Raw genomic sequence first — 24,497 nt, forward strand, 5'->3', positions numbered from 1 at the left:
CGCCGCCGAACTGGCCGAGCGGCACGGTGTGGCGACCGGCGGCCGGACCCGCTCCGTCCGGTTGTCCGTGCGGTCGTGGGGTACGAAGGGCAGGATGCGGTAAGGATGGTCACGCGCCGACCGGGGGTGCCCATCGGCCCGGCCGGCCCGGCGACATGACGACACGAACACACGACGACACGGACGGACGCACATGCCTCTTGACGGCGAGTACGAACCCAGCCCTACGCAGTGGGTGCGCGAACAGGTCGAGCTGTACGAGAGCTCGGGCGGCACCGAGGGCACGACGCTGGCGGACACCGGTCTGCCCGTGATCGTGCTGACCACCCGGGGCGCGCGGAGCGGCAAGCTGCGCAAGACGCCGCTGATGCGCGTCGAGCACGAGGGCCGGTACGCCGCGGTCGCCTCCCTCGGCGGCGCTCCCAAGCACCCGGTCTGGTACTTCAACGTGACCGCCGATCCCCGGGTGGAGCTCCAGGACGGCCCGGTGAAGCGCGACATGACGGCCCGTGAGGTCACCGGCGCGGAGAAGGCCGAGTGGTGGGAGCGCGCGGTCGCCGCGTTCCCGTCGTACGCCGACTACCAGAAGAAGACGGACCGGGAGATCCCGGTCTTCGTCCTGGAGCCCTCCGACGCGGGCTGACCCGTAGGCGCCCGACTTTCCCGGATCGGCTCCGGATCGGCTCCGGATCGGCGCGCATGGAACGGCGGGTGCCGGGAAGGCGTCGTTCAGGCCCCGCCGCGTTCCCCCGTCGCGGCGGGGCTTTCCGCCGCCTCCCGCGCGGGGCGGTCGGTGACGTCGAGGAAGACCTGACCCGCCTCGGGGACGGTGTGCGCTATCGACCTCTTGATGCGCACGGCCACCTCCTCCACCCGTTCGCTGTCCAGGCCCGGCACCAGGTCGACGCGGGCCGCCACCAGGGTCGAGTCGAGGCCGGTCTTCATGGTAAACAGCGCCTCGACACTGTCGATCTCCGGCTGGGCCCGCAGCAGCGCCCTGATCCGACCGCTGGCCTCCGGGTCGGCGGCCTCGCCGATCAGCTGGTCGCGGGCCTCGCGGCCCAGCCGGTAGGCAACGTAGACGAGCAGTGCGCCGATGGCGAGCGAGGCGCAGGCCTCCCACACCACCTGCCCGGTGACCATGTGCAGCGCCATACCGGTCATGGCGAGGCAGACGCCGAGCACCGCGGTGCCGTCCTCGGCGACGACCGTGCGCAGCGCCGGGTCCCGCAGCCCGTCGGCGAGCCCGCCCTGGCCACGCACCTGGTGCAACGCCCGCAGCAGGGAGCCCCCCTCCGCGAGCAGGGCGATGCCGAGCACGATCAGTCCGGCCACGTAGCCGCCGAGTTCCTCGTCGGCGCCGGTGCGCAGGGCCTCGACGCCCTGGAAGAAGGAGAAGCAGCCGCCCATGACGAAGATGCCGACGGCCGCGAGGAGCGACCAGAAGAACCGTTCCTTGCCGTAGCCGAAGGGGTGCCGCCGATCCGCGGGGCGGCGGCTGCGGCGCAGGGCGGCGAGGAGGAAGATCTCGTTCATGCTGTCGGCGACCGAGTGGGCCGCCTCCGACAGCAGCGCGGGCGAACCCGCGATCAACCCGCCGGCCGCCTTGGCGGCGGCGATCACCAGGTTGGCCGCCAGCGCCACGAGCACGGTGACGCGTGTCCTGCGGTCGGCCGTGCGGCCCGTCTTCTTCTCTTCCCCGCCTGTCCCACTCACGCACCCCCGACTGCCCCGGCCGGCGCGACTCACACCCCGCCTTGCGGGTGGCCGCCAGTGCCGACGGGCGAAAACGGGGAACGCCTACACAGGGACCCGGAGACACACAGGGACACAAGGACACAGGGACACAGAGAGACAGAGAGACAGAGAGACAGAGAGACAGAGAGACAGGGTCACGGAGAGACAGGGTCACAGGAACAGCGGAAGGGCAGGGTCATGAGCGGTGACGGCGGGACACCCGGGAACAGCGGCTACGGAAAGAAGGCCTTCAAACGGTCCCGGAGCCACTTCGCGGACCGGATCACGGCGGACGGCCGGGACGGCTGGCCCGTGGAGGCCGGCCGCTACCGGCTGGTGGTGAGCCGCGCCTGTCCGTGGGCGAGCCGGGCCCTGGTCTCACGGAGGCTGCTCGGTCTGGAGGACGCCCTGTCCCTGGCGGTCGCCGACCCGATCCAGGACGACCGCAGCTGGCGCTTCACGCTGGACCCGGACGGCCGCGACCCGGTCCTCGGCATCCGCTACCTCAGCGAGGCCTACGACCGGCGGGAGACCGGCTATCCGGGCGGGGTGAGCGTGCCCGCGGTCGTGGACGTGCCCAGCGGGGCGCTCGTCACCAACGACTTCCAGCAGATCACCCTCGATCTCGCGACCGAGTGGACCTCCCTGCACCGGCCGGGTGCGCCCGACCTGTATCCGCAGGCCCTGCGCGACGAGATCGACGAGGTGATGGCCGGGGTCTACGAGGACGTCAACAACGGCGTGTACCGGGCGGGGTTCGCCACCGGCCAGGAGGAGTACGAGGCCGCCTGCGAGGGTGTGTTCCGGCGCCTGGAGCAGTTGACGCCCCGGCTGGAACGGCAGCGCTACCTGGTCGGTGACACCATCACGGAGGCGGACATCCGGCTGTTCACCACCCTGGTCCGCTTCGACGCCGTCTACCACGGCCACTTCAAGTGCAACCGCTGGAAGCTGACGGAGAACCCGGTGCTGTGGGGATACGTCCGCGATCTCTTCCAGACGCCCGGGTTCGGGGACACCGTCGACTTCGACCACATCAAGCGCCACTACTACCAGGTGCACACCGGCATCAACCCGACCGGCATCGTGCCCGTGGGCCCGGACCTGACCGGCTGGCTCACCCCCCACCACCGGCAGGAGCTGGGGGGCCGTCCGTTCGGCGAGGGCACCCCGCCGGGACCGGTCCGGTCCGACGAGGAGGTACCGGTGCGGGGCAGGCCCTGACCCGCACCGGCCGCGTACGACCATTCAGCGCACACCACGCAAGGAGATCCCCATGGCGAAGAAAAAGAAGAAGCTCCCCCTCGCCTACAAGCCCGTCGGGTTCGCGCTCGGCTGGCTGGGCGGCACGCTGGCCGGGATGGCGTTCCAGAAGACCTGGAAGGTCATCCGGCACGAGGACGACGCGCCCGACGCCCTGGACCCGGACCGCGGCTGGGGCGAGATCCTGCTGGCCGCCGCGATCCAGGGCGCCATCTTCGCCGCGGTGCGCAGCGCCGTGGACCGTACGGGCGCCAAGGCCATCCAGCGCTCGACCGGTGCCTGGCCGGTCGCCGAGAAGGGCGGCCGCGACTGACGCCGACCGGGGGGCCGGGGCCTGTCCGTCGGGCGGACCCTAGCCCTGCTTGGGTGCGGTCGGTGCGAGGGCGTGGCGGAGGGTGAAGGAGTGCCCGGCCGGGTCGGAGAAGCCGCGCTCCTCGTGCGGACCGGCCGGGTCCTTCGCCTCCACCGGGCGTCCGCCGAGACCCACGATCGCTCGCTCGGCCTCGTCCAGGTCGGCGACCACGAAGTCCAGGTGGACCTGGAGGGAGTTCTCCGGGCGCGGCCAGCTCGGCGGGGTGGCGTTCACGTCCCGCCGGAAGGCCATCCGGAAGCTCCCCGGGCCCTCGATCTCGATGCGGTTGGCGCTCACGTCGCTCTCCTCGGCGCCCAGCAACTCCTTGTAGAACTCGGCGAGCCGCTCGGGTTCGGCGCAGTCGAGCACCACGACGCCCGCGTTGACCAGTGCCATGTCTCCTCCGAAGGATCACGGGCGCGGGCCGTCGTGCCCCTGCCCCTTGCCTTGCGGATATCCCGGCCCGGCCGAATCAGTCGGCGGGCGGCCGACGGCCGTCGCGATTGAGGTCGCCGCGGTGCCGGGCGGCTCCGGGAATGGCACGATCACTTCGGAGGTTGCCGACCGTGTCGCCCGTCCCCTCCCCGACTTGCGAGGTCTCGATGAACACCATGCGCGCCGTCAGCCAGGACGTCCTCGGCGGTCCGGAGGTCCTGAAGGAGGTACGCCCCGAGCGCCCCGAGCCGCGCCCGAACGAGGTGCTGGTACGGGTGCGGGCCGCCGGGGTGAACCCGACCGACTGGAAGCACCGGGCGACCGGCGGCTTCCTCGGCGAACCGCCCTTCGTACTGGGCTGGGACGTGTCGGGCGTGGTGGAGTCGGTGGGGATCGGGGTGGCCGCCTTCCGGCCCGGTGACGAGGTCTTCGGCATGCTGTCCTATCCCTTCGGTCACGGTTCGCACGCGGAGTACGTCACCGCTCCCGCGCGCGCCTTCACCCACAAGCCGTCGGGGATCGACCACGTCCAGGCGGGCGCCCTGCCCCTGGTCTCGCTGACGGCGTGGCAGGCCCTGGTGGAGCGCGCCGACGTGCAGCCGGGGCAGCGGGTGCTGATCCACGCCGCGGCCGGCGGTGTGGGCCATGCGGCGGTGCAGATCGCCAAGGCCCGGGGTGCCCATGTGATCGGTACCGCCAGCGCGGGCAAGCACGGGTTCCTGCGCTCCCTCGGGGCGGACGAGACCGTGGACTACCGGGAGACGGACTTCGCCGAGGCCGTGAAGGACGTCGACGTCGTCCTGGACACGATCGGCGGCGACACCTCCCTGCGGTCCCTGCGTGTGCTGCGTCCGGGCGGGATCGTGGTGTCGATCCTGCCGGTCGGGTCGGACGAGTTCTTCGAGGAGGCCGACCGGCTGGGCGTGCGGGCGGTGCGGATGCTGGTCGACGCGGACCGGGCCGGTATGGAGGAGATCGCCCGCCTGGTGGAGTCGGGGAAGCTGCGGGCCACCGTCGCCGAGACCTTCCCGCTGGCCGAGGCGGCGCGGGCGCACGCGCTGGGCGAGACCGGCCGCACCACGGGCAAGCTCGTCCTCGTGGTCGACTGACCGCTCGCCCCTCCCGATCGGCGGGCGTCGGCGCAGCGGTGAGATTTCTGTGACATATGTCAATCGAACATGCTCAGATTCGCTCGATCGGGGTAACTTTCCGAGCGGATTGGGTAATTGAGCCCCCGGAAGCAGGCCCGAAAGGCCGCGACAGGCTGGAGGCAAGGTTCGTGCGGCAGGAATCCGCGTCGCCCACCCGGCACCTGCGGGTGCGCCACCACCGGGGGCACACGGTGCTGGAGTTCCGGGGCGAGATCGACATCGCCTCGGCGGCGGAGATCGCCCCGCACCTGGACCGGGAGACGGTACGTCACGGTGCCCGGGTCGTCCTGGACCTCGGCGGCATCGAGTTCTTCGACTGCTCCGGGCTGCGCCTGCTGTGCCGGGCCCGCAGCCAGGTCCTCGACCGGGGCGGGCAGGTGCGCCTGGTGTGCGACCACCCGCTGACCCTGCGCATGCTGCGGATCACCGGCCTGGCGCGGCTGCTGCCGCCGTGGCCGACCCTGGACCAGGCCCTCGGCCTCAGCCCGCCGGCCGGGCGTCGAACAGGGCGCTGACCGACTCGCCGTTGTGGATGCGGCGCACCGCCTCGGCGAGCGCCGGGGCGATGGACAGGATCCGCAGCTTGTCCGTGTGGTCGTCCACCGGCACCGGCACCGTGTTGGTGCACACGATCTCCAGCACGTCCGGTTGTTCGCTGAGCCGACCGAGCGCCCCGGCCGCGAACAGCCCGTGCGTACAGGCGAGGCGGATGGTGCGCGGGCCCGACTCCCGGAGCCGGTCGAGGAGTTCCAGCACCGTGCTGCCCTTGGCGATCTCGTCGTCCAGCACGATGACGTCGCGCCCGGCGACGTCCCCGATCACCGCGCTGATACTGACCCGGTCGTCGGCGTACCGCTGCTTCGCGCCGGCCGCCACCTGAGCGCCGAGCATCCGGGCGAACGCGGCGGCCTCCTTGGCGTTGCCCAGGTCCGGCGAGACCACGGTCGCCCGGGAGGTGTCGTACTGCCGGAAGTGCGCGGCGAGCTCCCGCAGCGCGTGCAGGTGGTCGACGGGGACCGAGAAGAAGCCGTGCACCTGGGGCGAGTGCAGGGTCATGGCGAGGACCCGGCTCGCCCCCGCCGCCACCAGCAGGTCGGCCACCAGGCGCCCGCCCAGCGAGATGCGCGGGGCGTCCTTCTTGTCGGAGCGGGCGTAGGAATAGTGCGGCATGACCACGGTGATGCGGCCGGCCGACGCCCCGCGTGCCGCGTCGCACATCAGGAGCAGCTCGACGAGGTGTTCCTGGACCGGCTTGACCAGCGGCTGGACGAGGAAGACGTCCCGCTCGCGGCAGTTGGCCATCAACTGCACTTCCAGGCAGTCGTTGGCGAACCGGCTGACCCGGGTGGGGCTGAGCGGCACGCCCAGCTGGGCGCAGACCTCCTCGGCCAGGTCGGGGTGGGCACTACCGCTGAACACGGCGATGTCTCGCACGGACCGCTCCTCGCGTGATCCTGTCCGGCCTGGATCCCCAGCTTACGGAAATCCCGTTGCGCCGCTCCCCGGGCCCCGGGCCATGATGGCGCCGTCCACGAACCCGTCCCTCCGCTCACGTCAGGAACCCGCGCATGCGCCGACTCCTCGGACTCCCCCAGCGCCCCCTTCGGCCCACGGCTCCCGAGGACTCCTCCACGCATGCGCACCCTGAACATCGGCATCCTGGCCCACGTCGACGCGGGTAAGACCAGCCTCACCGAACGGCTCCTGTTCGACCACGGCGCCATCGACCGGCTCGGCAGCGTCGACGCCGGCGACACCCGTACCGACGACGGCGGCATCGAGCGCCGCCGCGGCATCACCATCCGCTCCGCCGTCGCCGCCCTCACCGTCGGCGGCACCCGGGTCAACCTGATCGACACCCCGGGCCACTCCGACTTCGTCGCGGAGGTCGAGCGTGCCCTGGAGGTGCTCGACGGCGCGGTCCTGCTGCTGTCCGCCGTCGAGGGCGTGCAGGCGCGGACCCGCGTCCTCATGCGCACCCTGCGGCGGCTGCGGCTGCCCACGCTCGTGTTCGTCAACAAGATCGACCGGGCCGGCGCGCGCACCGACGGCCTGCTCGCGGACGTCCGGCGCCTGCTGACCCCGCACGTCGCACCGCTGACCGAGGTGACGGACGCCGGTACCCCGCGCGCCCGGGTCGCCCGCCGTCCGCCCGACGGACGGACCGCGGAGGCGCTCGCCGAGGTGGACCCCGGCATCCTGGCCGCACTGGTCGACGGCCCCGAACCGACCGCGCGGGACCTGGCCGCCGCCCTCGCCGCCCGTACCGCCGACGGCTCGTTCCACCCGCTGTACCACGGCTCCGCCCTCGGCGGCCAGGGCGTCGCGGAGCTCGCCGAGGGCCTGGTCGGCCTGCTCCCGGCCGCCGCGCCGGGCACGGCCCGCGGCACGGAACCGCGCGGCACGGTCTTCGCGGTGCGCCCGGGGCCCGCCGGCGAGCGCACGGCGTACCTCAGGCTGTACGACGGCGAGGTGCGCCCGCGCCGGCGGCTCACCTTCCTGCGGCGCGAGTCCGACGGGCGGACCACCGAGTTCTCCGGGCGGGTGACCCGCCTCGACGTGGTCGGCGGCGACACCACGCTCACCGCCGGGAACATCGCCGCGCTCACCGTCCCCGGGGGTCTGCGCGTCGGCGACCGGCTCGGTGAACTGACCGATCGCGCACCGCGGTTCGCGCCGCCCACCTTGCAGACCCTGGTCCGGGCGGTGCACCCGGAGCAGGCGGCGCCGCTGCGCTCGGCCCTGCTGGCGCTGGCCGACCATGATCCGCTGCTGCACGCCCGCCCGGCGGCGTCCGGCGCCACCGCCCTGCTGCTGTACGGCGAGGTGCAGATGGAGGTCCTCGCGGCGACGCTAGCCGAGGACTTCGGCATCGAGGCGGAGTTCACGCCGGGCCGCGTCCGGTTCCTGGAGCGCCCGGCCGGTACCGGTGAGGCGGCGGAGGAGATGCCGTGGCTCGACCACACCCGCTACTGGGCGACGATCGGGTTGCGCGTCGAGCCGGGCCCGCGCGGCTCGGGCGGGGAGTTCGCCCACGAGACGGAACTCGGCGCCCTGCCCCGGGCCTTCCACCAGGCCGTCGAGGAGACCGTGCACGCCACGCTGCGGACCGGGCTCACCGGCGCGCCGGTCACCGACTACCGGGTGACGCTGGTCCGTTCCGGTTTCAGCTCACCGGTCAGTACGGCCGCCGACTTCCGCGGGCTGACGCCGATCGTGCTGCGCCGCGCCCTCGCCCGGGCGCGGACCGTGCTGTTCGAGCCGTACCAGGCCTTCGAGGCGGAGGTCCCGGCGGACACGCTGGCCGCCGTGACGGCCCTGCTGGCCTCGCTGGGCGCGGACTTCGCCGGTACGACGGGCGGTGACCCGGACTGGACCGTGACCGGTGAGCTGCCGGCCCGTCGGGTGCGGGAGGCCGAGCTGCGGCTGCCGGGGCTGACGCGCGGGGAGGCGGTGTGGTCGTCGCGGCCCACCGCGGACCGTCCGCTGAAACCCGGAAACGGTGTGCCTGGTACGGGAGTTGGCGGGCATCCGGGTGAGTAGGAAGGAGGGCCGCCGCCATGACGACTCCCGTCAAGAAGCCCACGCGTCCCGTCGAGGGGCCCGTGCGGCGCATGCCCGGCTGGGCGAAGGCGCTGACCGCGTTGGTGCTGGTGCTCGTCGTGCTGTTCGCGGGGCTGCGCCTGAGTGTCGTACCGGGGCTGAAGGACCTGTTCGGCTCCGAGACCCAGGACCGTTCGGGGCCGGCGCTGCTGAAGTCCGTGCAGGACATCAGCCGTTACGACGCCGCGTCGGGCAACTTCCAGGTCGTCGTGGACCTGGAGAAGGACACGAGGTTCCTGCCCGACGCGATCCGCGGCACCCGCACCCTGTACGTCGGCGCGGGCACCGTCGACGCCTTCGTCGACCTCGGGAAGGTGGGCGAGGACGACGTGAGGGTCAACGGCGAGCGGACCTCGGCCACGCTGCGGCTGCCGCACGCGGCGCTGGGCAAGCCGGCGCTCGACCCCGAGCGCTCCTACGCGGTCTCCAAGCAGCGCGGGCTGCTCGACCGGCTCGGCGACCTGTTCTCGGACAACCCGAACGGCGAGCAGGCCGTGCAGAAGCTCGCGGCCCGGCACATCGGCGAGGCTGCGAAGGACAGCGAGCTGAAGGCCCGGGCCGAGAGCAACACCACCGCCATGCTCCGGGGGCTGCTGACCTCCCTCGGCTTCGAGGAGGTGCGGGTGACGTACGGGACCTGACGCGAGGAGGGCGGGCGCGCCGCCGTGCTCACCCGGAGAGGATGGCCGGCAGGGCCAGCGCTCCGAGCACGGTGGTGCCCACCAGCAGCCAGGCCACGTAGTCGCCGATGTGCCCGGACTGCAGCCGCCGCAGGCCCAGCGCCCAGCCCGGCGCGGCGAGCAGACCCGGTCGTGCCACGGCGACCGCGGCCAGGGCCAGGGCCAGCACGGTCAACAGGAGACCGAGGGCGACGCCCAGGGGCGTCCAGTGCACGGAGGTGTGGACGAGCCCGGCCGAGGTGGCCTCGCTCATGGCACGGGCCACCGCGTCGCCGAAGGCGGGCACGGCACCGGCGGCCAGGGCCCCGGCGAGCAGCAGCGCGGGGACCGCCGTCATGGTGCCGGGCACACGGCCGAGCCGCTGCCGGGTCTCGGGTTCCTCCCCCGATCCGGTCGTCTCGTAGGGGTCGGTGCCGCCCTTGCCCTCGGCGTGCTCGGGTGTCGGGCCGAGCCCCAGGAACACCCGGGCCGCCACCCGGCCATGCCGAGCCCAGGTCCGTCGCCGGTCAGGACGATGCCGACGCTGTGGCCTTCGGCGGGCTCCCAGCCGCCCACCCATTCGGTCAGCGGCGGGGAGGAGTGCGCCAGCAGGAGGACCGCGAGCGCCGCGGTGCCGGCCGCGACGGCCGAGGCCACGCTCTCCGCGACGAGGCGGGGCACGAGCCGGCCCCCGGCGGCGAGCAGGGCGGCGCCGAGCAGCGGGACGGCGACGAGGAGGGGCAGCAGGTGGTGCATCAGCCGCGCAGCTCGCTCAGTTCGTCGGGGTCGACCGTGCCGTGCCGCTTGGCGACCTGGACGACCAGGGCGAGCAGCAGGGCGGTGACGGTGGCGCCGACGACGACGTCGGTCAGGGCGAGGGCCTGGACGACGGGGTCCACCACCGGCCGGGAGCCGGGGGCGAGGTCGGAGAACACCGGGGCGGTGGCGCCGTCGCGGTGGCCCACGGCCAGCAGCAGGACGTAGGTGGCGGCCTGGCACACGGACAGGCAGCCCACCGCGTGGATGAGGTTGCGGCTGGTGGCGGGCCGGTCGCCACGCCCCACCGCGTGGCGCCGACGCCGGCGGCGAGGACGACGAGGGCCGCGAGGATCCAGCCGTTCACCGGCCGGTCACCGCCCGCCGCGCGCCCCGGGCGACGAACGCCGCCACGGCCGAGGCGCCCGCGCCCACGGCCAGTTCGAGGGGGTCGAGGGTGCTGACGAGCACCAGCCAGAGCGCGGCGAGCGGGACCCACCAGGCGGCCACCTCGGCCACGGCGAGGAGCGTCCTACGGCTCTTCACACGCCACCTCCACGGACCGGCCCGGACCGGCGGGCCGGGCGGACACGGGACGGGTGGGCAAAACGGGTGGGCGGCACGGGCGAGCCGCCCGGGCGGGCACGGCCGGGCGCGCACGACCGTTCGCGCGGGGGTCGCGCGGTTCACCGGGCATCCTCGGCGGATCGGCGGGTAACCGCCTCATCACGCGGGGAAGTTGACGACTGGAGGACCGACATGGCTCGTGCCGCCTCACGGCCGCGTTCTTGGCCGCGCTCTCGTGCCGCCAAGGCGCGGGAGGGCGACCGTCGCGAACGGCACACGCTCGCCCTGCCGTTGCGCCTGCTGGCGACGGCGTGCGCGTTCGTCTTCATGGTGGCGTTCGCGGTGGTGCTGGCGCGGCTGACCCTCCAGCCCTCCCCCGCGTCCGAGGCCCTGACCCACACCAATCTGCATCCCGGCCGGTCGCTGAGGGCGTATCTGGACCAGCCGGCCCTGCGCGACGCGGTCAAACAGATCGGCGGGAACATCCTGCTCGGCGTGCCGTTCGGGGTCCTCGTCCCGGTCGTCGCCCCGCGCACGCGCGGGGTGCTGCGCGTGCTGCTGCTGACGGCCGTGGTGATGCTGCTGGTGGAGTGCGCCCAGGGCGTGCTGGTCACCGGGCGGGCCTTCGACGTCGACGACGTCATCCTCAACACCGGTGGGGCGCTGATCGGTTACCTGCTTCTCGGCCGGCGGATGAGCCGGACGGTGCACGCGCGCGGGGGGCGCACCTGAGAGCGGGCCATCCGGTCCGTACCAAGGTATTGACCGGCCCTTATCTCACTACTTGAATAAAGAGGCGACACCTCCAACCCCCCACCTCGGTCGGCGTCTTCGCGCAAGACGTCGTACGGAAGGGAGAGCCGTGGCCCGCCCACGCCTGCTTCGCAGATGTCTCCTCGCCGCCGCCCTGTCCGCCGGGCTGGCCGCGTCCCTCGTGACCGGCCCCGCCCAGGCGGACCCGGACGGCTCCCGGGTCTTTCGGGCCGACGGGGCCGTCGGCGCCCCGTCCTCCGCGGCGGCCGCCGTGGCCTTCTCCGACACCTTCGACGGCCCGGCCGGCGCGGCCGTCGACTCCTCGAAGTGGCAGATCGAGACCGGCGACAACGTCAACAACCACGAACGGCAGTACTACACGTCCGGCAACAGGAACGCGGCCCTGGACGGCCAGGGCCACCTGGTCATCACCGCCCGCAAGGAGAACCCGGCCAACTACCAGTGCTGGTACGGCACCTGCCAGTACACCTCCGCCCGGCTCAACACCTCCGGGAAGTTCACGGCGCAGTACGGGCACGTCGAGGCGCGGATGAAGGTGCCGCGCGGGCAGGGCATGTGGCCGGCGTTCTGGATGCTGGGCACGCCGGTGAACTGGCCGGACTCGGGTGAGATCGACATCATGGAGAACGTCGGCTTCGAGCCCTCCACCGTGCACGGCACGATCCACGGCCCCGGCTACTCCGGCTCGGGCGGCATAGGCGCCGGCTACACCCTGCCCGGCGGCCAGGCCTTCGCGGACGCCTTCCACACCTTCGCCGTCGACTGGGCGCCCGACTCGATCACCTGGTCGGTGGACGGCACCGTCTACCAGCGGCGCACCCCGGCGGACCTGGGCGGGAAGCAGTGGGTGTTCAACCGGCCGTACTTCCTGATCCTGAACCTGGCGGTCGGCGGCTACTGGCCGGGCGACCCGGACGGCTCCACGACCTTCCCGCAGACCCTCGTCGTCGACCACGTCTCCGTGACGACCGGCGACTCACCGGCCGGCGGCGCGATCCGCGGCCTGGCCGGCAAGTGCGTCGACGTCGCGGCGGCGAACACCGCCAACGGCACGCCCGTACAGCTCTACGACTGCAACGGTACGGCGGCGCAGCAGTGGACGGTGGGCTCCGACGGCACGATCCGGGCGCTCGGCAAGTGCCTGGACGTCAACGCCGGCGGCACCGCGGACGGCACGGTCGTCCAACTGTGGGACTGCAACGGCAGCGCGGCCCAGCGCTGGGTCGTCACCGCCGCGCGCGACATCGTCAATCCGCAGGCCGACAAGTGCCTCGACGTCACCGGTAGCAACGCCGCCAACGGCACCCGGCTGCAGATCTGGACCTGCACGGGCACCGCCAACCAGAAGTGGACGGTCGGCTGAGGCACCGGGCGGGGCGGCCCGGGACGCGTCCTAGTGCGTGGTCCAGGTGAACTTGTCCCCGCCCACCCAGCGGACGACCTCCGGGTCGTCGAGGTCGTGGACGGTGATGCCGAAGGCGGCGGCGGCCTCCAGTACGTCGGTGACGGCCCTGGCCTCACCGACCACCTGGCCGTCGATCTGCACGATCCGGAACGGGGGCGGGCCCGGGTCCACCCCGTACACGAGGATCCGCGGACTGCCGATGTGCGGGCTGTCGATCTCGGTCATGCCTAGAGGGTAGGCCGCAACCCGCGGGAGCGAGGACCCGGACCCGGGCCGGAAACGGGCACGACCGCCCGGTTCGTGGTGCGGGTCCCGGTGCTCTGGGGAACCCTGGACATGCCGGTGGAGGCCGGTGGGGCCGGTGGAGGCGGCACGAGGAGGTGGCGATGGACCCCGTCGAGGCGCTGGAGCGGATCGCGTTCCTCCTGGAGCGGGCCCAGGCCCCGACCTACCGTGTCCGTGCCTTCCGCACCGCGGCAGGGGTGCTCGGCGGGCTGCCGGCCGCCGAGCTGCGCGAGCGGGCGGGATCCCTGGAGTCGCTCAAGGGCGTGGGGCCCAAGACGGCGCAGGTGGCGCGCGAGGCGCTGGACGGCCAGGTGCCCGGCTACCTCGCCAAGCTGGAGAGCGAGGCGGACACCCCGCTCGCCCGGGGCGGTGAACGGCTGCGGAAGCTGCTGCGCGGCGACTGCCACCTGCACTCGGACTGGTCCGACGGCGGCAGCCCGATCGAGGAGATGGGGCGGACGGCGGCGGCGCTCGGGCACGAGTGGGCGGCCCTGACCGACCACTCGCCGCGGCTGACGGTGGCCCGCGGCCTCTCCCCCGCTCGGCTGCGCGAGCAGTTGGACGTGGTGGCGGAGCTCAACGCCACCTGGGCCCCGTTCCGGCTGCTGACCGGCATCGAGTGCGACATCCTCGACGACGGCTCGCTCGACCAGGAGCCGGAGCTGCTGGAGCGGCTCGACGTGGTGGTCGTGTCCGTGCACTCCAAGCTGCGGATGGACGCCCGCTCGATGACCCGGCGGATGGTGACCGCCGTCCGCGATCCGCACGCCGACGTGCTCGGGCACTGCACCGGGCGGCTGCTGACCGGGCGGGGACGGCCGGAGTCGCAGTTCGACGCGGACGAGGTCTTCGCCGCCTGCGCCGAGTCCGGCACGGCCGTGGAGATCAACAGCCGCCCGGAGCGGCTGGACCCGCCGCGGCGGCTGCTGCGCCGGGCGGTGGCGGCCGGCGTGCTGTTCTCCGTCGACACCGACGCGCACGCGCCCGGTCAGCTGGACTGGCAGATCCACGGGTGCGCGCGGGCCGAGGAGTGCGGGGTGCCCCCGGAGCGCGTGGTCACCACCTGGTCCCTCGAGGAGCTGCTGGCCTGGACGCGTGAGGGCCGTACACCCTGAGAGGGGTGCACCGTCCGGAGTGACGGACCGCTGACGTGGTACCCGCCCGCCGATCCACAGTCCGCGGATCACGGACCACGGAAGGGACAGTGCATGGAACGGGCGGCCGTGTTCGACGTCGACGGAACCCTCGTCGACACCAATCACCTGCATGTGACGACCTGGTGGGAGGCGTTCCGGCAGGCCGGGCACCGGGTGCCCATGCACGCCGTCCACCGGGCCGTGGGCCTCGCCTCGGGCGACCTCGTCGCACGGCTGCTCGGCGAGGACCGGGACAAGGACCGGGACGCGGAACTGAGCGCCGCCCACAAGGCACTCTACGGCCAGTACTTCGACCGGCTTCCGGCGCTGCCGGGCGCCGGGGAACTGCTGCGCCGGCTGGCCGGGGACGGCTGGACGGTGGTACTGGCCACCTCCGCGGGCGGGGCGGAGCTGGGCGCGCTGCGGCGGGCGATCGACGCGGACGACGCGATCACCGCCACCGCGAGCGCCGACGACGTGGACGCGGGCAAACCGGCACCGGAGCCGGTCGAGCACGCGCTGGAGCTGGCCGGGGTCCCGGCCGAGCGGGCCGTCTTCGTCGGCGACACCGTCTGGGACATGCGTGCGGGCAGCCGGGCCGGGGTGCGCTGCGTGGGCGTGCTGTGCGGCGGCCTGCCCCGCGCCGACCTGGAGGAGGCGGGCGCGGAGGCGGTCTACGCCGACCCGGCCGACCTGCTGGCCTCCCTGGGCGGGAGCCCGCTGGCATGAGCGACCGGTCCGCACCCCTCACCGCCTACGTCCCCCGCTTCGAGACGGGTCCGCAGGTCACGCGGGCACCCGGTACCGCATGAGCGCTGTGGCACACACCCTCCGGGAGGCACTGAGGGGTCGGCGGCCCCTGGCCGCGGTGTGGTGGGAGGCGTGCGCCGTCGGACGGGCCGCGCGGGCCGCCTGGCGGGGACCGGGACGGGAGCGCGACCTGGTCGTGCAGTCGCTGAAGGCCGCGGGCGCGGCGCTGATCGCCTGGGCCGTGGCGGGCGTGTGGCTGGACGATCCGATGGCGTTGATGGCCCCGTGGGTGGCGCTCGTCCTGGTGCAGGCCACCGTCTACAGCTCGGTGCGGCAGGCCGGGCAGCAGTTCGCGGCGATCTGCGTCGGGGCGCTGCTGGCATCGGCGGCGCAGGCGATCACGGACGACAACACGGGGGCGCTGGTGCTGTCCCTGCCGGTGCTGATGCTCGCCGCGAACTGGTCCCGCTTCGGCCGGCAGGGCATCTACGCGGCCACCACGGCGGTGTTCGTCCTGGCATCCGGCACCGCGGTGTCGGCCGGCGCGGTCGGTCACCGGGTGGGACAGGCGGCGCTCGGAGCGGTCATCGGCGGTCAACGCCCTGGTGCTGCCCCCGATCCATCTGCGGGACGTACGGGAGAACCTCGCGGCGCTGGCCCGCGAGGCGGGTGACCTGCTGCACTCCGTCGCCGCCGACCTGCGGGAGACCCGGTGGGACGCGCAGAGCGCGGCCGACTGGTCCCGGCAGGCCGCGTGGCTGGAGCGGCGGCTGGACGCGCTGTACTCCGCGCGGTCGTGGAGCCGGGAGAGCCTGCGCCTGACCTCGGGCCCGCTGCGCCGGCTGCACCGCGGGCCCACGGTCGTGCCGCCGGAGGACGAGGACCAGCGGTGGAGCCGGGTCACCGGCAGCCTCACCGCGCTGACCCGGTCCCTGGCCGTGGCGGCCGACGAGCACCGTACGCCGGTGCCTCCCGAGGGGCCGGTCCTCGACCTGTACGCACGCCTGCTGCGGCTGATCGGCGACGCCTGCCACACCGAGGCGCGCGAGCTGGTGGGCGAGCGGGCGGACACCGATCCGGCGGAGGCCACCGGGGCGAGCATGGAGGAACTGCACCGGCGGTTGCAGGAGGGGCTGCGCGAGCAGGCCGGACACGGCGCCGGGCGGACGGCGGTGCTCGGTGCCCTTCTGTTGCAGGCGGAGAACCTGTGGGCCGAGATCGTGCCCGAGCCCCACACGTCCCACGAGACCCGTGAACCCCACGAGTCCAACGAGACCCGTGAGTCCAACGAGTCCCGTGAGTCCAACGAACCCGTCGAACAGTGACGCACATCACCCCAAACCACAACAGACGGTGGAACACCGGCCGGTCGTTCGCCGTTGAACAGACCGTGGGTACGGATGGGACAGTGTCCCCGGGCCTCACCTATTGCCCACAGGGACGATCGTTCGGCTGAAGCCCTGTGGAGCCTTTCGCCGAGAGGCGACCGCCATCCGTATCCGCCCCGAGCCGCCCCGGCCGTGATTCCCCCGTCGCGGTCGGGGCTTCCCCATGCCCGCACGGTCCGGGCCCGCACGGTCCATGCCCGCAAGGCACCGAGCCCGCCCACTTCGCGCGTGCCTTTCCCGGGCGGCGGGTACCCGGTGCTCCCCGCACGGAGGAACGGCCGAGAGGAGCGCAGGGTGAGCAGCGCAACGGGCAGCAGGATCGTGGTCACCGGTGCCACGGGCAACGTGGGCACCAGCGTGGTGCGGCTTCTCTCCGAGGACCCGGAGGTGGGATCCGTACTCGGGCTGGCCCGGCGGATCCCCGACTGGTCGCCCGCGAAGACGGAGTGGGCGGCGGTGGACCTGGCCTCCGAGCAGACCGACCTGACCGGCCACCTCGCCGGCGCCGACGCCGTGGTCCATCTGGCCTGGGCCTTCCAGCCGACGCACGACCCGGCGACGACCTGGCGCACGAACGTCCTCGGCTCCATCTGGGTCTTCGAGGCGGTGGCCGCGGCCGGGGTGCCGGCTCTGGTGCACGCCTCCTCGGTCGGCGCGTACTCGCCGGGGCCGAAGAACCACGCGGTCGACGAGTCGTGGCCGACGCACGGCTGGCCGGATGCCGCGTACTGCCGGGAGAAGGCGTACCTGGAACGGACGCTGGACATCTTCGAACGCGACCACCCGGGGATCAGGGTGGTGCGGATGCGGCCGGCCTTTCTCTTCAAGCGGGAGTCGGCCAGCGAGCAGCGCCGGATCTTCGGCGGCCGGTTCCTGCCGGGTCCGGCGGCGCGTCCGGAGCTGCTCCCGTTCCTGCCGGACGTCCCCGGTCTGCGGGTGCAGGCCCTGCACACGGACGACGCCGCCCGCGCCTACCGGCTGGCGGTGCGTTCCGAGGAGGCGCGGGGCGCGTTCAACCTCGCGGCCGAGCCGCCGGTGGACGCCGAGCTGCTGGGCGAACTGATCGGGGTGCGCCCGGTCCGGCTCCCCCGTACCGCGGCCCGCTCGGCGGTCGCCGCCGCCTGGGGCATGCGCCTGCTGCCCGCCTCGCCGCACCTGTTCGACGCGGTGCTGCGGCTGCCGCTCATGGACTGCACCCGGGCGCGGGTCGAGCTGGGCTGGCACGCCACGCGCACGGCCACGGAGGTGCTGGAGGAGTTCCTGCACGGTCTGCGGCAGGGCGCGGGGGCGGACACGGAGCCGATGCGCGGGCGCAAGGTGGGCTGAGCGCTCACGCGTGGCCGAGCGCCACGCGTGAGCGACGTCGGCGCCCCTGACCGGATCGCCTGTTCAGCCGGAGGACTCGTCGGGCACCGGGTGCTCGGGGTGCACGGCGCCCGAGTGCGGAGCGCCCTGCCGTCCCGTTCCCGCCTCGTCGGTGTCGGGTACGTCGGTCGCGGGTCCGCTCTCCGCGTCACCGGCGCTCTCCTCGTCGTCCTCGGAGCGTTCGCCGTCCAGGCCCTGCCGGTGCTCGCGCTGCTCGCGGGTGGGCGAGGCGGCCTCCCAGGGGTCGTCGTGGTCCCCGGCCTGCTGGTCCGGCATGTCGCGGGGGACGGGGGCACCGTCCTCCCCCGGTCCTGCGTGGCGGTGGTCGGACACGGCGCGCTCCTTCCCGCGGCTGTCTCGGTCTCCGGTCGCCCGACGGTCGTACGGGATCGCCCGACGTCGTCGGAGCGGCGTCGGGTACCTCCTGCGCGGGCGGTGAAACCTCAGTGCGGTGTCCGCTCCGCGAGCGCCGTGCGCCAGGCGGGGACCGGGTACTCCGGGGCCGGCTCGGGGCGCCTGCCGCCCCGCGCGAAGAAGTCGGCCAGGGGCAGGATCGCGGCGCCGACGGTGACGGCGTCCGGACCGAGCCGCCCCAGGTCGACGGTCACCTTCCGGGCGGGGTGGCGCAGCGCGTACGACACGGCGTGGCGGCGTACGGCGGGCAGGAAGCGGGTGCCGAGCTGGAGACCTGCCCAGCCGCCGATGAGGATGCGCTCGGGCTGGAAGAGGTTGATCAGGTCGGACAGGCCGGCGCCCAGGTACTCGGCGGTCTCCTCCAGGACGGCGAGCGCGACCGGGTCGGCCGCCGCGCCGTCGGCAGGGTAGGCGGCGGCGAGCATCGCGGTGAGGGCGCTCTCCTCGTCGGTGCCCTCCGGCACCCTGCCGTCCTCCTCCCGCCAGCGGGCCAGGAGTGACTCGGCGCCCGCGTACGCCTCCAGGCAGCCGAGCGCTCCGCAGCGGCAGCGGCGGCCCCTGACCCGGACCGTCAGGTGCCCCCATTCGACCGCCCTGCCCTGCTCGACCTCGGGGGTGACGAGGCTGGCGCCGACCCCCGAGCCGAAGAGGACCACGACCGCGTTGCGGGCGCCGCGTCCGGCGCCGAACCACATCTCGGCCTGGCCGAGGGTCTTGGCGCCGTTGTCGATGAGGTAGGGCACGGTGTCGGGCAGCGGGGACCCGGCGCGCAGCAGGGCCTCCAGCGGGACCGCGTCCCAGCCGATGGTCTGGCCGTGCACCACGGCACCGCGGTCGGCGGTGTGCTCCACGATGCCGGGGACGCCGATCCCGGCGCCGAGGAGCCGCTCGGGCGGGAGTCCGGCGGCGGCCAGCACCTCGAAGACGCCCTCGCGGATGTGTCCGACGATGACGTCGACGTCGTAGCGCTGCGGGGCGAGCGGGCGTTCGGCGCGGGCGAGTTCGGTGAGCGTGAGGTCGAACAGCTCGACCCGCACCCGGGTCTCGCCGACGTCCACGCCGATCATGTGCCCGCTGGCGGGGGCCACGCGCAGCAGGGTGCGGGGGCGTCCGCCGTCGGAGTCGACGCTGCCGGCCTCCTCCACCAGTCCGTCGGCGACCAGGTCGGCGACCACGTTGCTGACGGAACCGGAGCTGAGTCCGGTCGCCGGGCCCAGTTCGAAGCGGCTGAGCGGTCCGTCGAAGTAGAGCCGTTGCAGCACGGCCGTACGGTTGGCCCTCCTCAGGTCGCGCACCGTGCGCCCGTTCCGCGCCGCCATGTGGTTCCTCCCCGTGCCGTGCCCGGTGTGCAAGATACCTCTGCCGTACGACCGTACGCGACTTCCCTCGGTACTTAATTCATGCTATGAACTCGCCTCTCCGAAATCCGGTGGCGACTCGACGCGTAGGCTATCTACGCTAGGTTAAAACCTAGAGATCCTAGGTTCCTATCGATCAAGGGGAGGCTCCCCGTGAGAGCACTCGGCGAGCAGGACGTCCGCGGCTCCTTCATCAACTGCTCGAAGGGCGAGGCCAAGCGCCTGGCCGTCCCCCGCGACCTGGACGAGCGTCCCTGGGACGATCTCGACTTCCTCGGCTGGCGGGATCCCGGGGCGCCCGACCGCAGCTATCTGGTCGCCGACCTCGACGGGCGCCTCACCGGCGTGGCGCTGCGCTTCCAGCCGGCCAGGAGCGGCTACTTCCAGCGCAGCATGTGCGCGCTGTGCCTGACCACCCACCCCCGGGGCGGGGTCTCGCTGATGACGGCGCGAAAGGCCGGAGCGGCCGGCCGCGAGGGGAACTCGGTCGGCCTGTACATGTGCACCGACCTCGCCTGTTCCCTGTACCTGCGGGGCAGGAAGGTGTCGCAGAGCGGTGCCCGCTTCGAGGAGAGCCTCACCCTGGAGGAACAGGTCGCCCGGGCGCTGGGCAATCTGTCCGCGTTCGTCGCCAAGGTGACCGGCTGACCCGTCCGGCGGCGCCCGGCGCGTGAGAGGGGGTCCGGCCGTCCGCGTCCGGCTACCGTCCTGATCGGGACACGTTCGAAGCGCCTGCGGAAGGGAACAGCCCGAGGATGCGGGATGTGCTTGAGGCCGCGAGGGCGGCTCTGCGGCGGGTGAAGTGGCTGAAGGACCCCCTGGTCGTGCAGGCCCTGCGCTCCGCCGCCGCGGCTTCGATCGCCTATGTCATCGCGGTGCGGCTGAGCCCGGACAAGTCGGCGGCGCCGCTGACCGCGCCCCTGACCGCGCTGCTGGTCGTCCAGGTCACCCTCTACGCCACGCTGAAGATGAGCTTCCGCCGGGTGAACGCGGTGGTCGCCGGTGTCCTGGTCGCCATCGCCTTCAGCCAGTTGGTGGGGCTCAGCTGGTGGAGCCTGGGCCTGATCATCGTGGCGTCACTGGGGGTCGGGCACCTGGTGCGCGCCGAGGAGTTCACCGCCGAGGTGGCGATCAGCGCGATGCTGGTGCTCGGCGTCACCTCGCACGGGAGCCTGGCGTGGGCCCGGGTGGTGGAGACGCTGATCGGGGCGATCGTCGGCCTGGTCTTCAATCTGATCCTCGCGCCACCGGTGTGGGTGGAGCAGGCCGGCGAGTCGGTCGTGGGACTGGCCCGGCAGGTGCGCCAACTGCTGCTGCGGATGGGCGAGGAGGCGGCCGGCAGCACCGCGTTCCACGAGGCGGCGGCCCGGCTGCACGAGGCCCGGCGGCTCGACCACGACATCGGTGAGGTGGACGAGGACCTGCGCCAGGCCGAGGACAGCCTGCGGTTCAACCCCCGGGTGCGGGAGGGACTGCTGCACCGGGTCGTGCTCCGCACCGGCCTGGACACCCTGGAGATCTGCACGGTGGTGATGCGGGTCCTGGCGCGCAGCTTCACCGACCTGGCCAAGGAGCGCGAGCCGGAACCCCTGTTCGCGCCGGAGACGGGGGCGGCGATCCAGCAGTTGCTGTCCGAGATCGCCGACGCCGTGGTGAGCTTCTCGGTACTGGTCACCAGCAGCGTGAGCGAGAACGCCGAGTCCGCGGAGGAGCGTCTGGCCGCCGAACTGCGCCAGGCCGCGAGCACCCGGGACAGGCTGGCCGACCTGCTGCTGGGCGAGGTCCGGCGCGACTCCCGGCAGTGGCAGCTGCGGGGGGCGGTCCTGGCCGAGGTGAACCGGATCATCGACGAGATGGACACCGAGCACCGCTCCCGCCGTCTCCTGGAGGAGCTGGACCGCCACACCCGCGAGCAGCGCGAGCGCATGCCGCGGCTGACCCGGCTGCGGGACCGGGTGCGGGCCGCGCTGCGCGGGCGGAACCGCGGCACCGCCTCGCGGCGTTCCTCTTGAGGACGGCGAACGGCGCACGGTCGGCGAGGGCGTGCGGACGGCGGATGAGGGGGCGTTCGGATGAGCGGGAGCAGGGTGCGGATCGACGGGAACCGGCTGACACTGCCGGGCGGGGCGACGGTCCGCTTCATACGCACGCTGCGGCTGCCGGAGACGGGCACGCATCCGCTGCCGCCCGGGCTCGGCGAGTTCCCGGTCCGCCGGGTCCGCGACTACGCCGACAGCGTGCCCGAGGCGTGGCTGGCCCGGGGCGGCGTGATGCTGCCGGTGTACCTGCGCGAGGCCATGTGGCTGAGTTTCGCGGGCACGAGGGAGCCTGCGGCGCTCCAGGTCGGGGTGGGCAAGGTGTGCGCGGTCTCGGGCAGGCCCTGGAGCGACCGGCTGTCCCGGGATCCGCAGAACTACGTGGTGCTGCCCCGCCAGCCCTGGCTGGACGGCATCAACTCCGGGACCGGCACCGTCCGTCAGTTCGTGGCGGTGCCGCTCGGCATGGGGGCGACGGTCGAGGGCCAGGTCACCGGCGAGGAGGTCTGGGGCGGCGTCCAGTTGCAGGCGTTCACGCTGGGCGACACGGCACTGGCCCGCTGGCGCGAGGAGGAGCGGCGCCGCACGGAGTCGGCCCGCGGGGCGGCGCGTTCCGCCGGGGCGTTCGCGGCTCCGGCGTCCGCACCGGCCGCCCCGGGCGCGGCCCCGGGGTACGGCGGTGGGCCCCGGCCCCGGTCGGCGCCGGCCATGGGGCTCGGCGTCGGCGGCTCCATGCGCCAGGAGGTGTACCGCGACCAACGGCCGTCGACGGACTGGGCCGAGCGGCCGGCGGGCCGGGTCTTCGTGCACCTGGTGACGCCGCCCGAGTGGCACCGCATCACCGGCGAGGCACCGCCGCAGTCCCCCGTGGACCGGGCCGCCTACACCCGGGCCGGTCTGCCCTGGTACGACTACTACGACGAGGACGCCCAGGATCTCGCGCCCACCGAGCCGCTCCAGGACGTGAAGCCGGTCGGGGACTGGATCGGCGACGACCACGAGCCCTGGCAGCCGCCCGCGCCCCAGCAGGTCCACCCGCTGGGCGACGCGCCGGGCAAGCCGGTCCAGGACGGGGACTGGTAGCGGCGGGACGGCACGGGAGGGCCGTATGAACGGTGACCGGTGGACCAGGCGGCGCGTCGTCGGGCTGCTCGCCCGCACGGCCACCGCGGCCGCCGCACTCCCCACGACCGCGGCCTGCGACAGCACCGAAGAGCCGCAGGAGCCACCCACGACACCCACCGCCTCCCGGGCGGGCAGCGGGACGCCGGGCAGGGAGCGGGCGGCCTCCGGTACGCGCCCGTTGTTCCTCGGCACCTACACCTCCGTCGAGGGCGGCGGCAAGGGCGTCGCGCTCGCCGCGTACGAACCGGGCACGGGCCGTATCACCGGCCGGGGCGTCCTCGCCGAGCTGGACGACCCCTCGTACCTGGCGGTGCGTCCCGACGGCCGGATTCTGTACGCGGTCGACGAGCGCGAGGAGGGGGCGGTGACCGCCGTCCGGCTGTCCGACCGCAAAGTGCTGGGCAGCCGCAGCACCGGTGGCGCGGCGCCCTGCCATCTGTCGGTGCACCCCGGCGGGCGCTGGCTGTTCAGCGCCAACTACGGCTCGGGAAGCGTCGCCGTGCACCCGATCGACGCCTCGGGCGCGCTGGGCGAACGCACCCACCTGGTCACGCACTCCGCTCCCCCGCCGGGCCCGGGACAGCGGGGTCCGCACGCCCACCAGGTCGTCACCGCCCCGGACGGGGGCCATGTCCTCGCCGTGGACCTCGGCACGGACACCGTGTACACCTACCGCCTGGACGAGGGCGCGGGGACCCTCGCGGAGGTCGCCCGGGCGCGGACCCGGCCGGGCGCCGGGCCCCGGCACCTCACCTTCCACCCGGGCGGACGTCACGCGTATCTCGCCAACGAGCTCGACAACACCGTCGCGGTCTGCGCGTACGACCCGAAGACCGGGCGCCTGACCGTGGGCGGGGCGCAGTCCACCGGGGCGGGCCCGGGTGGCGGTACGGGCACCAACTACCCGGCGCAGATCCTGGTCACGGCCGACGGCGCGTACGCCTTCCTCGCCAACCGGGGTCACGACAGCCTCGCGCGGTACGCGGTGGAGGCGGACGGCGCCCGGCTCCGGCTCCTCGGCACGGTGCCGGCGGGCGGCGTCTTCCCTCGGCAGATCGCCTTCTCCCCGGACGGCGGGCTGCTGTTCGCGGCCAACCAGCGGTCCGGCACCGTGAGCACGTTCCGCGTGGGCGCGCGGGACGGCGGGCTGCACCCCGCGGGAGAGCCGTTCGCCTCACCCGTCGCCGTCTGTGCGCTGCCGCTGTAGGGCCCGCGGGCGGGAGGCCGCGCCCGCCTGGCCGAGCAGCACGTGCACCCGTTCCGTGAGCTGCGCGACCTCGTCGGCGGGTGCGTGGAAGGGCAGGCGTACGTCGCCGTGGTCACGGACCCGTTCGATGCGCAGGGTCAGTCCGTGCCGGTCGACGGCGAGCGGTCGGACCCGGATCGCTCCGTGCAGGCCGGCCGGGTCGACGAGCCGGGTCAGCCGCTGCACGGCGTCGTCGTGGCAGTCGGCGAGATGGGTCAGCAGCCGCGCCTCGGCCAGGGCCAGCGGGTCGGGCGCGGCGGCGGTGAACTCGTCGACGTCGACCACCACGGCCCCGGACGGCCGCCGCAGCACCACGCGGGTGGGCCGGAAGGCCAGGTGTCCGTCCGCCACGGCGAACCAGCCGGCCAGCCAGAGCCGGGCCCTGATCCGGCCCCGCACCGGGACGGGCGCCACGTCGGCGAACTCCAGCACGGCGGACGGCTCCCCGCGGGGTGCGCACACCGCCGCCGCGAGCAGGGCGCTGTCCTCGGGCACGTGCAGGAGCACCCGGCCGTCGTCGGCCACGGAGTGCGCGCCGACGAACTCCTCCCGGCCGCCCTCCGCGGTCACCGCGCAGGACCAGGCGGCGGCGAGCACCGAGCGGGCCTGCTCCGCCGCGGCGGGCGCGGCCGTCCAGGTGTGGCTGTCACCCATCCCAACCTCCGTTCACGAGTTATTAGGTAAGCCTCACC

General features: G+C 73.8%; 25 protein-coding genes and 2 pseudogenes. 17 read left to right on the forward strand and 10 right to left on the reverse strand.

The window, feature by feature from the left end:
• Positions 1–193 precede the first annotated feature (193 nt).
• A complete protein-coding gene (locus IE94_RS0118670) occupies positions 194–643 on the forward strand; it encodes a nitroreductase family deazaflavin-dependent oxidoreductase (RefSeq protein WP_030185572.1) in 450 nt (149 codons plus the stop codon).
• An 86-nt stretch (positions 644–729) separates the two neighbouring features.
• Here IE94_RS0118670 and IE94_RS0118675 read toward each other — a convergent pair whose 3' ends face one another.
• Entirely contained in the window at positions 730–1,650 is a 921-nt protein-coding gene (locus tag IE94_RS0118675; RefSeq protein WP_030185577.1) for a cation diffusion facilitator family transporter, read from the reverse strand.
• 285 nt (positions 1,651–1,935) lie between these two features.
• On the opposite strand from IE94_RS0118675, the gene IE94_RS0118680 reads away from it, so the two are divergent.
• Both IE94_RS0118680 and IE94_RS0118685 read left to right on the forward strand, forming a co-directional pair.
• Positions 1,936–2,961, forward strand: coding sequence for a glutathione S-transferase family protein (locus IE94_RS0118680; RefSeq protein WP_030185579.1), 1,026 nt, complete (start codon positions 1,936–1,938; stop codon positions 2,959–2,961).
• Positions 2,962–3,013: 52 nt separating this feature from the next.
• Positions 3,014–3,313 (forward strand): DUF4235 domain-containing protein, encoded by a 300-nt coding sequence (locus IE94_RS0118685; protein ID WP_030185582.1) that lies wholly within the window; start codon positions 3,014–3,016, stop codon positions 3,311–3,313.
• 39 nt (positions 3,314–3,352) lie between these two features.
• Here the strand turns inward: IE94_RS0118685 and IE94_RS0118690 are convergent, their stop codons facing one another.
• Positions 3,353–3,748, reverse strand: a complete 396-nt coding sequence (locus tag IE94_RS0118690) for a VOC family protein (protein WP_030185591.1) — start codon at positions 3,746–3,748, stop codon at positions 3,353–3,355.
• Between the two features lie 206 nt (positions 3,749–3,954).
• On the opposite strand from IE94_RS0118690, the gene IE94_RS0118695 reads away from it, so the two are divergent.
• Positions 3,955–4,896, forward strand: coding sequence for an NADP-dependent oxidoreductase (locus tag IE94_RS0118695; protein ID WP_030185593.1), 942 nt, complete (start codon positions 3,955–3,957; stop codon positions 4,894–4,896).
• 170 nt (positions 4,897–5,066) lie between these two features.
• Positions 5,067–5,453, forward strand: coding sequence for an anti-sigma factor antagonist (locus IE94_RS0118700; RefSeq protein WP_030185596.1), 387 nt, complete (start codon positions 5,067–5,069; stop codon positions 5,451–5,453).
• On the opposite strand, the gene IE94_RS0118705 is transcribed toward IE94_RS0118700, so the two are convergent.
• Positions 5,419–6,372 (reverse strand): ribose-phosphate diphosphokinase, encoded by a 954-nt coding sequence (locus tag IE94_RS0118705; RefSeq protein WP_030185597.1) that lies wholly within the window; start codon positions 6,370–6,372, stop codon positions 5,419–5,421. The genes IE94_RS0118700 and IE94_RS0118705 overlap by 35 nt on opposite strands.
• 201 nt (positions 6,373–6,573) lie before the next feature.
• On the opposite strand from IE94_RS0118705, the gene otr(A) reads away from it, so the two are divergent.
• Complete coding sequence (gene otr(A) / locus IE94_RS0118710) at positions 6,574–8,481, forward strand: tetracycline resistance ribosomal protection protein Otr(A) (protein ID WP_030185600.1); 1,908 nt, start codon at positions 6,574–6,576, stop codon at positions 8,479–8,481.
• Between the two features lie 17 nt (positions 8,482–8,498).
• The gene (locus tag IE94_RS0118715; protein WP_030185602.1) at positions 8,499–9,182 is read left to right on the forward strand and encodes a DUF4230 domain-containing protein; all 684 of its coding nucleotides are present in this window, start codon (positions 8,499–8,501) and stop codon (positions 9,180–9,182) included.
• Between the two features lie 28 nt (positions 9,183–9,210).
• On the opposite strand, the pseudogene IE94_RS0118720 reads toward IE94_RS0118715, so the two are convergent.
• The 3 genes and pseudogenes from IE94_RS0118720 to IE94_RS0118730 all read right to left on the reverse strand — a co-directional run.
• Positions 9,211–9,699: pseudogene (locus tag IE94_RS0118720) on the reverse strand (complex I subunit 5 family protein); the annotation flags it as partial.
• Between the two features lie 256 nt (positions 9,700–9,955).
• The gene (locus tag IE94_RS0118725; RefSeq protein ID WP_030185609.1) at positions 9,956–10,264 is read right to left on the reverse strand and encodes a sodium:proton antiporter; all 309 of its coding nucleotides are present in this window, start codon (positions 10,262–10,264) and stop codon (positions 9,956–9,958) included.
• Positions 10,265–10,319: 55 nt separating this feature from the next.
• Positions 10,320–10,502, reverse strand: a complete 183-nt coding sequence (locus tag IE94_RS0118730; protein WP_030185611.1) for a hypothetical protein — start codon at positions 10,500–10,502, stop codon at positions 10,320–10,322.
• A 213-nt stretch (positions 10,503–10,715) separates the two neighbouring features.
• On the opposite strand from IE94_RS0118730, the gene IE94_RS0118735 reads away from it, so the two are divergent.
• A complete protein-coding gene (locus IE94_RS0118735; RefSeq protein WP_030185614.1) occupies positions 10,716–11,255 on the forward strand; it encodes a VanZ family protein in 540 nt (179 codons plus the stop codon).
• Between the two features lie 130 nt (positions 11,256–11,385).
• Positions 11,386–12,660, forward strand: a complete 1,275-nt coding sequence (locus tag IE94_RS0118740) for a glycoside hydrolase family 16 protein (protein WP_030185617.1) — start codon at positions 11,386–11,388, stop codon at positions 12,658–12,660.
• A gap of 30 nt (positions 12,661–12,690) precedes the next feature.
• Here IE94_RS0118740 and IE94_RS0118745 read toward each other — a convergent pair whose 3' ends face one another.
• Positions 12,691–12,927 carry a hypothetical protein gene (locus IE94_RS0118745; protein WP_030185628.1) on the reverse strand — a complete coding sequence of 79 codons (237 nt, stop codon included), beginning with the start codon at positions 12,925–12,927 and terminating at the stop codon, positions 12,691–12,693.
• A gap of 161 nt (positions 12,928–13,088) precedes the next feature.
• Here IE94_RS0118745 and IE94_RS0118750 point away from each other — a divergent pair, with 161 nt between their 5' ends.
• The 4 genes and pseudogenes from IE94_RS0118750 to IE94_RS0118765 all read left to right on the forward strand — a co-directional run bounded on the left by IE94_RS0118750 (position 13,089) and on the right by IE94_RS0118765 (position 17,587).
• Entirely contained in the window at positions 13,089–14,102 is a 1,014-nt protein-coding gene (locus tag IE94_RS0118750; protein ID WP_030185631.1) for a PHP domain-containing protein, read from the forward strand.
• A 93-nt stretch (positions 14,103–14,195) separates the two neighbouring features.
• Positions 14,196–14,852 carry an HAD family hydrolase gene (locus IE94_RS0118755; protein ID WP_030185634.1) on the forward strand — a complete coding sequence of 219 codons (657 nt, stop codon included), beginning with the start codon at positions 14,196–14,198 and terminating at the stop codon, positions 14,850–14,852.
• Between the two features lie 79 nt (positions 14,853–14,931).
• Positions 14,932–16,198: pseudogene (locus IE94_RS35785) on the forward strand (FUSC family protein).
• A 357-nt stretch (positions 16,199–16,555) separates the two neighbouring features.
• Positions 16,556–17,587: an SDR family oxidoreductase gene (locus tag IE94_RS0118765; RefSeq protein ID WP_030185637.1), complete on the forward strand. Its 1,032-nt coding sequence runs from the start codon at positions 16,556–16,558 to the stop codon at positions 17,585–17,587.
• Positions 17,588–17,650: 63 nt separating this feature from the next.
• Here IE94_RS0118765 and IE94_RS0118770 read toward each other — a convergent pair whose 3' ends face one another.
• The gene (locus IE94_RS0118770) at positions 17,651–17,959 is read right to left on the reverse strand and encodes a hypothetical protein (RefSeq protein ID WP_030185641.1); all 309 of its coding nucleotides are present in this window, start codon (positions 17,957–17,959) and stop codon (positions 17,651–17,653) included.
• 110 nt (positions 17,960–18,069) lie between these two features.
• The gene (locus tag IE94_RS0118775) at positions 18,070–19,359 is read right to left on the reverse strand and encodes an ROK family transcriptional regulator (protein ID WP_030185644.1); all 1,290 of its coding nucleotides are present in this window, start codon (positions 19,357–19,359) and stop codon (positions 18,070–18,072) included.
• A gap of 192 nt (positions 19,360–19,551) precedes the next feature.
• On the opposite strand from IE94_RS0118775, the gene IE94_RS0118780 reads away from it, so the two are divergent.
• The 4 genes from IE94_RS0118780 (at position 19,552) to IE94_RS0118795 (ending at position 23,766) form a co-directional block, all read left to right on the forward strand.
• Positions 19,552–20,046 (forward strand): FBP domain-containing protein, encoded by a 495-nt coding sequence (locus tag IE94_RS0118780; protein ID WP_030185647.1) that lies wholly within the window; start codon positions 19,552–19,554, stop codon positions 20,044–20,046.
• A gap of 107 nt (positions 20,047–20,153) precedes the next feature.
• Complete coding sequence (locus IE94_RS0118785) at positions 20,154–21,410, forward strand: FUSC family protein (protein ID WP_030185649.1); 1,257 nt, start codon at positions 20,154–20,156, stop codon at positions 21,408–21,410.
• A 60-nt stretch (positions 21,411–21,470) separates the two neighbouring features.
• On the forward strand, positions 21,471–22,517 hold the full coding sequence (locus IE94_RS0118790; RefSeq protein WP_030185651.1) for a hypothetical protein: 1,047 nt from the start codon (positions 21,471–21,473) through the stop codon (positions 22,515–22,517).
• A gap of 25 nt (positions 22,518–22,542) precedes the next feature.
• On the forward strand, positions 22,543–23,766 hold the full coding sequence (locus tag IE94_RS0118795; RefSeq protein ID WP_030185653.1) for a lactonase family protein: 1,224 nt from the start codon (positions 22,543–22,545) through the stop codon (positions 23,764–23,766).
• On the opposite strand, the gene IE94_RS0118800 is transcribed toward IE94_RS0118795, so the two are convergent.
• A complete protein-coding gene (locus tag IE94_RS0118800; RefSeq protein WP_030185654.1) occupies positions 23,734–24,459 on the reverse strand; it encodes a DUF2470 domain-containing protein in 726 nt (241 codons plus the stop codon). The two genes, IE94_RS0118795 and IE94_RS0118800, sit on opposite strands and share 33 nt — an antisense overlap.
• Positions 24,460–24,497: the final 38 nt, after the last annotated feature.

Source organism: Streptomyces violaceorubidus (assembly GCF_000717995.1).
Taxonomy (GTDB): Bacteria; Actinomycetota; Actinomycetes; order Streptomycetales; family Streptomycetaceae; genus Streptomyces; species Streptomyces violaceorubidus.